This window comes from Mycobacteriales bacterium (genome assembly GCA_036497565.1).
GTDB lineage: Bacteria > Actinomycetota > Actinomycetes > Mycobacteriales > QHCD01 > DASXJE01.
On sequence record DASXJE010000052.1, the window covers coordinates 1 to 10952 of the forward strand.

Genomic DNA, 10952 nt, shown 5'->3' on the forward strand with positions numbered 1-10952 from the left:
TCGACTCCACCTGCCGGGCATGAAGCGGGAGGCGGCCACGCAGGAGTGGGTGGCCAGGGGCGGCGTGGCGGTCACGACGTTCGAGGCGCTGCGCGCCATGCCGGGGGACCTGGACGTCTCGGTGGCGATGATCGTCGTTGATGAGGCGCACTACGCGAAGAACCCGAACGCGCTGCGCACCCAGGCGGTCAGCGAGCGGGCGGGGCGGAGCAGGCGGGCGCTGTTCCTGACGGGAACGCCGATGGAGAACAAGGTGGAGGAGTTCCGGGTGCTGGTCGGGCACCTCCGCCCGGAGGTCGCCGAGAACCTGGACGTCACGGATGAGGTGCTGGATGGCACCAAGTTCCGGGAACAGGTGGCACCGGTCTACCTGCGGCGCAACCAGGAAGACGTGCTTAGCGAGCTGCCGGCCCGGCTGGAGACGCAGGAATGGGTGGCGCTCGAGGGGGCGGCGCTGCGCGCGTACCGGAAGGCGGTCATGGAAGGGAACTTCATGGCGATGCGCCGGGCCGCGTTCGACCCGGGAACGGTGAAGGGATCGCCGAAACTCCGGCGGCTGGTGGAGATTGTCAGCGAGGCAGCCGACGGCGGGCGCAAAGTCATCGTGTTCTCGTACTTCCGTGACGTGCTGGAGACGGTGATCGAGGTGCTGGCGGGGCGTGACGGCGTCCCGGGCATGCCCGTCGTCGGGCCGCTGACAGGTGACATTCCGCCGGCCGACCGCCAGGCGATGGTGGACGAGTTCACGAACGCCAGGGGGTCTGCGGCGCTGGTCTCCCAGATCCAGGCGGGCGGCGTGGGCCTGAACATCCAGGCCGCGTCGGTGGTCATCATCGCCGAGCCGCAGCTGACCCCGTCGATCGAAGAGCAGGCGGTCGCCCGCGCGCACCGGATGGGCCAGGTGCGCCGCGTGGACGTGCACCGGCTGCTGTGCGAGGACGGCATCGACCAGCGGGTCCTCGAACTGTTGGCGGACAAGCGCGAGGCGTTCGATGAGTACGCGCGCCGCAGCGACATGGCGAACGCGGCGCCGGACGCGGTAGACATTCGCTCCGAGACCGAACTGCGGCACGCGATCGTGGCGGCGGAACGCAAGCGGCTCAAGGCAGCGTGACCCGCGGGCACGTAGCAGGAGCACGTCAGGCGCGCACGACGTCGGTGTGATAGCAGAAGTGGGTCCGGGACGCGGGCATCGAGCGGACGTCGCCTCCCGCGTTCGTGTCCGCCGCGGCCGGGGCATGGCTGTCTGAGTTCGGCGGCCTGGCTCTGTCAGCGGAAGCGCCGCGCTGCCCTGAATCCGGGCGTCCGTCTGGGGAAGCCGCCAACCTGCACACGCTGAAGCCGCCCGGCATCACCCTGACCACACGGTGAGCAGGTCGGGTGGGTCACGCGCGGCTCGCGGCGAGAGCGGATCGAGTTCGAGTGGACTGAGGGCACGCTCCCGGTTCCGTCACTCAGGGCAGAGGAGGCAGAGCACGTCGTCACCGCAACCCTCGCCGACTTCGCGAAGGCACTCGACGACGTGACAGTGCTGCAGTGCGTCCCCGCCGAAGCTACGGCACAGCCGTCGAACGGCTGCAGTCAGGCGGGGAGATCGGCGAACGGCCAAGCAGATACCGCCGACGACGCCCACGTCATTGACTCCGCGGCCAGCGCGTCGCAGGCTCGCCGCCGCCTCGCGCGGCTCCCGATTGGCATCCAGCGGCGACTCCGCAGCGGGAAACTTCCTGGTTGGAGACGCTCACGCGCACGCACTGGAACCTGATCCCTATGGGGAACGTAGAAGGTCACGGCAACCGCGAAGAACCGCCTGAACCGCCCTGACCTGCAGGAACGAGCTAGCCGAGCTCCATGCCTCTGATGCGATGAAGGAGCGCGCGATACCTACCCCACAACGGCGCCGAAGCGGTGACCGAACCCGCCGACCTGGTCGTGGACGCGATGGGCCGGTCGAGCAGGTTGGCGGACTGGCTGGACGACAATGGCTGGCAGCGACCCGAACTGGTACGGATGCCGATCAAGCTGAACTACGCGACCTGCCTGTTCGAACAGGACGACCGCATCAGCGACGCCGTGAATGTCCTGGCCCAGAGCCAGGTCAACGGCCAGGTGAATAAAGTGACTGCCATCAGTTTGATGTCTAAAATCGGCCGCATGAACGTCTGCCGCCGCGACGATCAGGAAGCGGCGAGCTACCGCCGCGCTGGCCTATATGGACCGGCAGGAAATGGCTACCCGGATCGTGTCTCTGCCGATGACGTTCGGGAGTCCGTACGACTACCTCAAGGTCGGCATCCGCAGAGGTACTTCAGCTCGGACGAGCCTGCCCGGTCTTTTCCCGGACGTCGACCGCTTCAGGGCCGATAACGCCGGCGGCCGGGTCGAGCGCTGAGTCCAGCCGTGCGGCTTGGCGGAGTAGCTCGGCGAGGCAGGCCGTCAGCAGCTCGACCATGTCCTCGGCGGGGAACAGAAATCCGTCCTGGATCCAGACGACCGCGACCTCGTTGACGGTGACGAACCAGGACCGCAGGACCAGCCGCAGCGCCGGCCGTTCCGGGTCGAGCCCGAGGATTTCGCTGGTGGACTGGACGGCGAACTGCTTGGCGGAGTCGATGATCGCGTGGCTGTCGGGATCAGCGCTGAGCATCAGTCCCAGGTAGGCGGTCGGGTTCTGCTCGATCGCCGCGAGGTGGTCGCGGATGAGATGCCGGATGCGCATCCCGGGGGGGCCGGGCGGCGGCGGGGCCTGGGTGAGTTTGCGGGCGATCTGCCGCATGGCCTCCAGGTGGATGCCCCGTTTGTTGCCGAAGTGGTGGGCGATAAGCCCGTAGGCGACGCCGGCGGCATTGGCGAGATCGTGGACCGACACCTCGTCGTAGGGCTTGTCCGCGAATAGTTGGACGGCCGCGTCGAGGAGTTTGCCCCGCGTCGAGGCTGCGCGTGCCGCTCGGCTGGTGCTCATGATGCGCATTCTAACTGATTCGCTATCATTGATCCGAAATCAAAGGAGGCGCCGTGCCGGACATCGCGATCATCGGAGGCGGCCCCGGCGGGCTGACGGCGGCCATCGCGCTCGCCCGGCGCGGCATCCGCACCACGGTGTTCGAACGCGACGACCACCCCGAACGCATGCCGCGCTTCAACCCCGACCGCTCCTACCCCATCGACATCACCGGTCACGGACTCAACGCGCTGCGCCACATCGACGCCGTCACCTCGTTCGACGCTCACCTGACCTCCTTCCGCGGGATCATCTTCCGGGGCCGGGTGGTTGACCCCTGGCCCGAGCCGGGGTGGATCGGCTCGCGAGGCGACATCACTCGCGCGCTGATGTCGCTGGCCGAGCAGCGGCACCGCGACCTGATCGAGTTCGTGTTCCACAACGACGTCCGTGCTGTCGACGTGCACGCGGGAGAGGTGGCAGACCGGCGTTTCGACCTCGTCGTCGGCGCGGACGGCGCGGGCTCGGCCGTCCCGACGGCGATGACCGAGCGGGTCGAAGGATTCACTGTGGAGACCTCCGCTGTCCCCAACTACGGGCTCCTCCTCGAACTCGACCAGGTCGGCGACAAGCTGGACAAACACTTCTTGAACTACGGCCTGGCGTTCAGCCCCCTTGCGCTGGTCGCGGTCATCGTGGATGAGGACAAACCAGACGGCGTGCGGTGGCTGGGCGTGCTCGGAGTGAACAAGCCGATTACCTTCGGCTCTCCCGAACAAGCCACCGATTGGCTGCGCGAGCACGTACCGCGCACGCTGGAGCTGACCAGCGAGCAGGCGATCGCCGAGTTCGCCCGGCGTCAGTTCGTCCATCTGGGACAGCGGCTGACCTGTTCCAGCCTGCATGCCGGCCGCGCGGTGCTGCTCGGCGACGCCGCCGCTGCGTTTCCACCGATCGGGCAGGGCGGCAACGCGGCCCTGGAATCAGCGATGGTGCTCGACCAGTGCCTCGCATCCGGACCGCTGGACACCGTCGGCGCCCGCTACGAGGCGGCGTGGAAACCCGAAGCCGACGCGGTCTCCTGGATCGGCTCGCAGGTCCGCTACCAGAATCCGAGCACGCAGGCCCGCATGGTGATCGGCCGCGTCCTCGGGGTCAACCTCATGAGCCAGGCCAAGAGCTCCACCCGCACCTACGCGGACGTGCGACGCACCGCACGCCGGCGTCTGGCATCGCTCTAGACATAGGCCAACCCAAAGAAAAGCAGAGCATGACACAGCAGTACCAGCAGCAAAGGAGCACCAACCATGCCCGGTCATCGCATTGACGTCCACACCCACGCCATGCGGGAGGAGGTGATGGCGGCCGTCGCCGCCCGCGGCTACCGCCCGACCGGCGGCTACAAGATCTCCGTCCGATGGACACCGGAAGCCGCCCTCGCCTACATGGACCGCCACGACATCGCGGCCCAGATCGTGTCCATGCCCATGACGTTCACCGGAACCGACGACGACCCGGACTTCGGTAAGCGGTTGTCCAGGACGATCAACGAGGGCAACGCCAAGCTGATCGCCACGCACCCCGACCGGTTCGGCGCATTTGCCAGCCTGCCCGGCGACGGCCCCGACCAAGCGTTGGCCGAACTCGCCTACGCCCTTGACGAACTGGGCCTGGACGGCGTCATACTCACCTCGAACGTGGCCGGCCACTACTTCGGCGACCCGAGCCTGGAACCGGTACTGGTGGAGTTGGCCCGACGAGGGGTGCCGGTGTTCGTGCATCCGGTCGACTGCCCGCACATCGACGTTCTCGGCTTCGGCCGCCCGAGCTCGATCGTGGAATTCCCCTTCGACACCGCGCGCAACATCACCAACGCCCTCTACACCGGCCTGTTCCAGCGGATTCACGGACTCAAGCTGATCCTGGCCCACTGCGGTGGGGTGCTGCCGATGCTCGGCTGGCGGGTCGGCGAGCACACCGTGATGGGTCGGGGACCCGAGGACGCGGACATCGATCCCGCGCACGTCGCCGAGGTACTGCGCGGGCTCTACTACGAGACGGCCCTGGCCGGCAGCCGCAACTCCCTGCTGCCCACTCTCGAAGTCACGAGCTCCGACCACATCCTTTTCGGCACCGACTGGCCCGCCGCTCCGGAGCCGACGGTCGTACACAACATCGACAACCTGACCAGCTTCGATGGCTTCACCTCGGCCGAACTGCGCGACGTCGAACGCGACAATGCGCTCACGCTGTTCCCTCGGTTCGCCTAACGGTGGCCCCTGCCGCGGACCTGCGGGCCGATGAGGCTGTAGGTGAGTTCCGCCATCTGCCCGGCCGGAGTGGCCAGACCATCACGGCTCCAGGAACGCAGCAACATGTACACACCGCCGGTGATGAAGTCCACAATGTACTCGTGCATCGGGTACGCGACGACGTCCTCCCGGCCATACCGCGCGAACGCCTCCATCAGATCCGCGACATGAAGCCGTAGACGTTCGATGACATGGTCCTTGTCCTCGATCTGGAGCGCGAAGCGCAGCGAATCGGCATGCAAGGCCCACTCGCCGTAGGTCGCGGCGAGCAACTGCCGCAGGCCGACCGACCGGGTGGGCGAGGGCAGCACCGAGGCTCTGATTTCGTCGAAGGCATCGTCCACGTGGCTGAGCAGCAGCTCTTCCTTCGAACTGAAGTGCAGGTAAAAAGCCTGTCTCGACACATCGGCGCGGGCCGCGATCTGGCTGACCGTCAACGCCGACAACGGCTCCTCGCCAAGCAACTCCAGGAGCGCCTGTTGCAGCACCCGCCGAGTACGCCGGACGCGGCGATCACGAGGCCGCTCGCTTGACACTTCCACCATTTCGTCCACTAACTGTCGCCTAGCTCGATGTGACATTGATCGGAACCGAGCACCGTTCGTAGCGTGATTTTATGCGACACGCGTCAATAAACTAACAGATGTCGCCCAGCATTTGAGGACGTTTCCAATGACATCCCTCTCCACGCACCGGCCCGACACGGTCACTGTCGACGGGGTGACCTACCGGGTCGCCGAATCACGCACGGTCCTGGACATCGACCGCGACCTGTCCTGGCACAGCGGCCGGTGGCCCCTGGAGTCCTGGTTCATCGTGTCCAATCTGGACAGCGCGGGACAGCGCATCGGGTTCCAGGTCCACTTCATGATCCAGACCCTGCCCACCGGGGCCGACATGGTTGCGCTGAACGTGGTCGTCGTGAACGAGACGGTCGGCGTATCCCGCAACTTCGAATACCTCTACCCACTCGATCAGGTCGAGCTGCGCGCGGAGCGCATGCACATCAGCACGCCCGAACTGACCTTCACCGGCGACCGCAACGGCTGCGCGGTGCGCGTCACCGGTAAGAACGCGAGCATCGACATCACCACGACCAACCCGGCCCCGCCCGTACTGATGAACGGACAGGGCCAGTTCCACTTCCTCGACCTCGACGAGCAGTACGAGTTCGCCTTCCCCGCGATGCCCACGACCGGAACGGTCATGATCGACGCGGTGACCTATCCCGTCACCGGCGCCTCCTGGCTGGACCGCCAATGGGGCGGTCTACCCGGCTTCTTCGCACTCGGACTCGGCGACAACACGCCCGCTCCAGATCCGGACGGAGCAACGCCCCAGGTCATGAACTGGATGTGGACCAACCCCCAGCTGAACAACGGCGTCAACATCGCGGCGGCTCAGATCCGCGACATGATCGACAACAAGATCTACCTCGCACTCACCGCTGTCCACCCCGATGGCACGCACGTCGTGGTGCCGCGCATGGAACCGGTCGAGATGACCGAATACTGGACCAGCCCGGCTTCCGGCCACCGCTATCCCACCCGGTGCGTCTTCCGCGTCCCGCAGATCGACACCGAACTGATCGTCGAGGTGCCCTACCAGCAGCAGGAGATCGTGTCCACTGTGGACATAATGACCAAGTTCGAGGGAACGGCCACCATCACCGGCACATACCAGGGAGAGCCGGTCACCGGCTACGGCTACCTCGAACTCGTCGGCAACTGGGGCTGACCATGACGAACACCGACCCGGCGCGCACGCCTCTGGTGGACGTGCACGCCCACTTCCTCACCGACCATTACATCCAGGCCGCCACGGACGCCGGCCATCGCTATCCGGACGGCGTCCCCGGCTGGCCGAGCTGGAACGCCGCGCAGCACCTAGAACTGATGGACCAGTGGGGCATCGCGACGGCCATCTTGTCGATCTCTTCCCCCGGTGTCTCCTTCGGTGACCCAACGGCCACGCAAGCGCTCGCCCGGCACGTCAACGACGCAGGGGCCGAGATCCATCGGGCTCACCCCAGCCGCTTCGGACACTTCGCCTCCCTGCCGTTGCCGGATGTCGACGCGGCACTCACCGAGCTGGCCTACGCCATGGACCAACTCGGCGGCGACGGCGTGACCACCGAGACCAACATCGACGGGATCTACCTCGGTGATGCCCGCTACGAACCGCTGCTCGTCGAGCTCGACCGGCGCCACACTCCCGTCTTCGTCCACCCGACATCGCCGCTCCACCCCGAAGCCGTGTCGCTGGGCCGCCCTCGGCCGATGCTGGAGTTCCTCTTCGACACCACCCGTACCGTGTCCGACCTGGTCTTCACCGGCCGTCTCGAACGCTATCCCGACATCCCGTGGATCTTCACCCACGGCGGCGGCACCCTGCCGCTGCTCACCGATCGCATGGAACTGTTCCGCAGCGGCATGGGCCTGGACAACAGCACAGGCCCGGCACTGCCGGTCCCCGAACAGGTCGGCCGACTCTGGTTCGACATGGCCGGTACGCCCTTCCCCCACCAGATCCCGGCCCTGACCACAGCCTTCGGCAGCGAACACCTGCTCTACGGCAGCGACTACTGCTGGACTCCCGCCCCCGCCGCTGCCATCCAGGTCGACTCCGTCGATTCCGCTCCTCAACCCGGCGGCGACACGTGGCGCGGCCTGACCACTCGTAACGCATATCGGCTCTTCCCCCGGCTCGCCGACCCGAGCTGACGCCGTCGACCAAGCGAAGGAGTACGAACCCATGTCCCATACCAAAACCACAACTCTCCCGCTCGCCTCGGTAACACGCCACAGGACTACGCACGGCTCGGTATCGAACCCCGAGTGATCAAGCCGTCGGAGGACGGGATGCGCACCGGCGGTGCGTCGGGCACGTACGAGTGGTGGTATTTCGACGCCCATCTCGACGACAGCGCGAAGCTCGTCGTGGTCTTCCTGACCAAGGAGTTCACCGACCTGGACAAACCGCTGAGCCCGGCGATCCGTATCGATCTCACCCTGCCCGACGGCACCGCGGTGAACTACGTCGCGGAGTTCGCCGCCGAGACGTTCTCCGCCTCAAGCGAGACCTGCGACGTCCGCATCGGCGACAACGTGTTCACCGGAGACCTGCACACGTACACGATCAAAGCCCGGGTCGAGGACGTCGAGGTCGACATCACCCTGACCGTTCAACTCGACAACGGCGAGTCGATCAACCTCTGGGACCTGCTCGACAAGCAGGGCGAACAGCAGTGGGCCACCGTGCTACATCGCGACGGATCGGAGAGTGTCGTGCCCGTCACCCCGCTGGCAACCGACGCGATCGACTTCCAGACCAGCCCCACCACCGGGCAACGCTACGCCGGCAAATGGGACCGTCAAGATTCCCAGCCTGAACACCAGACTCACCGTGACGGCCACGCTAACCCTGCAAGAAATCCAAGCGCACGCGCCCTTCAGCCCCGGCATCAACGAAGCAGCGTCCATCGTGGCGGGTAGCTACCAGGGGCAGCCGGTTATCGGAAACGCCTACGTCGAGCAACTCGGCATCTGGAAGTAGCCGCCAGACCAGCACAGAACAACGCGGCGATTCCCGTCCCACCGCCACGTTTGGCCGGGATTCCGGATAGCCCCGTCGACCTCCGAAGACGATCCATGCCGACCGCAGCACACCTTGTGGCTGGCAACGAGATCACCGCCCTCGATGCAATGCGGGACATCTCCTCCGATGGACCGGAGTCAACCTTCACCCGATGACGTGAATCCGGTCGTCGAATGTGATGTGCAGTCGCGCTTGACGCAGGGTGCCGCTCGACTCCGTTGCCATGAACAATGGCACTGCAACCTCGTCCCCTGCTGTCCCCGGTCCGTTCCTCAGTGGAGCGCCTCCGTGCGGCCGAGCAGTGATCTATCTAAGGGTGTCGTCGGCGCGCCGGGTTGGGCGGGACTACGACCCTGAGGGCATCTCGATCCCGGCCCAGCGCGTCGCGTGTCACCGCAAGGCGGAGCAACTCGGCCTCACGATCGTCGACGAATACGTCGAGCCGGGACGGTCCGCCACGGAGATGACCAAACGTCCCGCATTCCAACGCATGCTCCGACGTATCCGCAACGCCGACGATGTTGATCACGTGATCGTGTACAAGCTGTCCCGGCTGGCCCGCAACCGGGTCGACGACGCACTCGTCATGGCCGACCTGCGGCAACGTGGCGTCACGCTGATCTCGGCAATGGAGTCAATCGACGGCACCTCGGTTGGCCAATTGATGCACGGCATTCTCGCGACGTTCAACGAGTACCAGTCCCGCGAGTCCGGTGCCGATATCGCCTACAAGATGGGTCAGAAGGCCCGCAACGGCGGCACCATCGGGCGCGCCCGGCTCGGTTACCTCAACCACATCGACCGCACCAACGGCCGCGACATCCGCACCGTCGTCGTCGACCCCGAACGCGCACCTCTGGTCCAATTGGGCTTCGAGCTGTTCGCTGCGGGCGACCTGACCATGGACCAACTTTCCGAACGGCTCTACCGGTGAGGGCTACGCACCCGATCCACTGCCCGGCACCCAGCCCAACGGGTATCGATCAGCAAGCTGGCCCGAATGCTGCGCGACCGCTACTACCTGGGCTACATCACCTACCACGGCGAAGAACTCCCCGGCCGACACCATCCGCTCATCGACCAACACCTTTTCGACCATGTCCAAGCCGTGCTCGGCGCCCGCAGCACCAGTGGAGAGCGGCGCAGGGTGCATGATTATTACCTCAAAGGCACCCTGTACTGCGGACGCTGTCATTGGGCCGGGACCACAGGACGGATGATCATCCAGCACACCGTGACGCGACGCGGCGACGAATACACCCTACTTCTTCTGCCGTAACCGGCAGCACGGCATCTGCCAAGCCCCGTACGTGAACGTGGCCGTTGTCGAACACGCCGTCGAGCGCTACTACGCCACCGTCACCCAACAACAGATCACAGAAGCCTTGGCCACGCTCACCACAGGTGAAACCGTCGACCACGACGCCGGTGGGTCCCTTGACCTGGTCCAGGTCTATCGGAGCTGCACCGACGACCGCCGCCGGCTACTCAACCAAGCACTCGTCCGTCGGCTCTACCTCGCCGATGACCGGATTACCGCCGATGAACCATGGCCGCGACACCTATGACCTAAACAACATCAGTCCCAAGAGGCACGACACCTTACGGGACTAGAACACGAAAAACGGCCACTGACCAGCAAGAACCCTCTCGCTCGTGCTGTGAGCGAGAGGGTCACTCTGTGTATAAATTCGCAGGTAAAAGTGGAAAAATCGAACTTATGGTGGAGCTAAGGGGATTCGAACCCCTGACCTTCTGCATACCATGCATGCCGGTTTCGTCTGACGACATCGCGCTAGGTCCGATTACCGCAGTTCAGAGCCGTTGCGACGTCCGAGAACGTCTCGCTCTGTCTGATGAAATCTGGGGGCGTTGGCACTTGGTTTGGTACTAGTCTGCCGGATCTCCCGGTCAAGGGACCAAGCGCGTGGACCTCCGCGACGAGATTGAGATCCGGCCGCACCAGCGGCGTTCCGGCCGGAAACCAGGTCCACCGTTGCCGGGCACGGGCTGCCGGGGCGCCGACAGGTCAGGACTGCGCCGGGCAGTCCAGCGCGTCCATGATCATGGCGGGCGTCACCGGGAGCGACTCGATAGGCGAG

Annotated in this window: 12 protein-coding genes; 10 read left to right on the forward strand and 2 right to left on the reverse strand. The window is 65.7% G+C overall.

The annotated features are described in order from the left end of the window. Positions 1-1114, forward strand: a 1114-nt coding sequence (locus tag VGH85_04755; GenBank protein HEY2173103.1) for a DEAD/DEAH box helicase, incomplete at its 5' end; no start/stop codon positions are given. Positions 1115-1908: 794 nt separating this feature from the next. Next, the gene (locus tag VGH85_04760) at positions 1909-2367 is read left to right on the forward strand and encodes a hypothetical protein (protein ID HEY2173104.1); all 459 of its coding nucleotides are present in this window, start codon (positions 1909-1911) and stop codon (positions 2365-2367) included. Here VGH85_04760 and VGH85_04765 read toward each other — a convergent pair. Then, positions 2309-2962, reverse strand: a complete 654-nt coding sequence (locus tag VGH85_04765) for a TetR/AcrR family transcriptional regulator (GenBank protein HEY2173105.1) — start codon at positions 2960-2962, stop codon at positions 2309-2311. The genes VGH85_04760 and VGH85_04765 overlap by 59 nt on opposite strands. A 53-nt stretch (positions 2963-3015) precedes the next feature. On the opposite strand from VGH85_04765, the gene VGH85_04770 reads away from it, so the two are divergent. Next, positions 3016-4182, forward strand: coding sequence for an NAD(P)/FAD-dependent oxidoreductase (locus VGH85_04770; GenBank protein ID HEY2173106.1), 1167 nt, complete (start codon positions 3016-3018; stop codon positions 4180-4182). 66 nt (positions 4183-4248) lie between these two features. Continuing rightward, entirely contained in the window at positions 4249-5211 is a 963-nt protein-coding gene (locus VGH85_04775; protein HEY2173107.1) for an amidohydrolase family protein, read from the forward strand. Here VGH85_04775 and VGH85_04780 read toward each other — a convergent pair. Further along, positions 5208-5741, reverse strand: a complete 534-nt coding sequence (locus VGH85_04780) for a TetR/AcrR family transcriptional regulator (protein HEY2173108.1) — start codon at positions 5739-5741, stop codon at positions 5208-5210. The two genes, VGH85_04775 and VGH85_04780, sit on opposite strands and share 4 nt — an antisense overlap. Before the next feature lie 184 nt (positions 5742-5925). Here VGH85_04780 and VGH85_04785 point away from each other — a divergent pair, with 184 nt between their 5' ends. The 6 genes from VGH85_04785 to VGH85_04810 all read left to right on the forward strand — a co-directional run bounded on the left by VGH85_04785 (position 5926) and on the right by VGH85_04810 (position 10418). After that, positions 5926-6990, forward strand: a complete 1065-nt coding sequence (locus VGH85_04785; protein ID HEY2173109.1) for a lipocalin family protein — start codon at positions 5926-5928, stop codon at positions 6988-6990. Positions 6991-6992: 2 nt separating this feature from the next. Next, the gene (locus VGH85_04790) at positions 6993-7976 is read left to right on the forward strand and encodes an amidohydrolase family protein (protein ID HEY2173110.1); all 984 of its coding nucleotides are present in this window, start codon (positions 6993-6995) and stop codon (positions 7974-7976) included. Positions 7977-8090: 114 nt separating this feature from the next. Then, positions 8091-8747, forward strand: coding sequence for a hypothetical protein (locus VGH85_04795; GenBank protein ID HEY2173111.1), 657 nt, complete (start codon positions 8091-8093; stop codon positions 8745-8747). A 419-nt stretch (positions 8748-9166) separates the two neighbouring features. Continuing rightward, positions 9167-9784: a recombinase family protein gene (locus VGH85_04800; GenBank protein ID HEY2173112.1), complete on the forward strand. Its 618-nt coding sequence runs from the start codon at positions 9167-9169 to the stop codon at positions 9782-9784. Positions 9785-9850: 66 nt separating this feature from the next. Then, entirely contained in the window at positions 9851-10129 is a 279-nt protein-coding gene (locus tag VGH85_04805; GenBank protein ID HEY2173113.1) for a hypothetical protein, read from the forward strand. A gap of 31 nt (positions 10130-10160) precedes the next feature. Next, positions 10161-10418: a hypothetical protein gene (locus tag VGH85_04810; GenBank protein HEY2173114.1), complete on the forward strand. Its 258-nt coding sequence runs from the start codon at positions 10161-10163 to the stop codon at positions 10416-10418. The last annotated feature ends 534 nt before the right edge of the window (positions 10419-10952 follow it).

What these genes read in the sequence shown, in the direction of transcription:
- VGH85_04765 (HEY2173105.1), bottom strand. Translation starts at nt 2,962, where the DNA reads ATGAGCACCAGCCGAGCGGCACGCGCAGCCTCGACGCGGGGCAAACTC.
- VGH85_04775 (HEY2173107.1), top strand. Translation starts at nt 4,249, where the DNA reads ATGCCCGGTCATCGCATTGACGTCCACACCCACGCCATGCGGGAGGAG.
- VGH85_04785 (HEY2173109.1), top strand. Translation starts at nt 5,926, where the DNA reads ATGACATCCCTCTCCACGCACCGGCCCGACACGGTCACTGTCGACGGG.
- VGH85_04790 (HEY2173110.1), top strand. Translation starts at nt 6,993, where the DNA reads ATGACGAACACCGACCCGGCGCGCACGCCTCTGGTGGACGTGCACGCC.
- VGH85_04805 (HEY2173113.1), top strand. Translation starts at nt 9,851, where the DNA reads ATGCTGCGCGACCGCTACTACCTGGGCTACATCACCTACCACGGCGAA.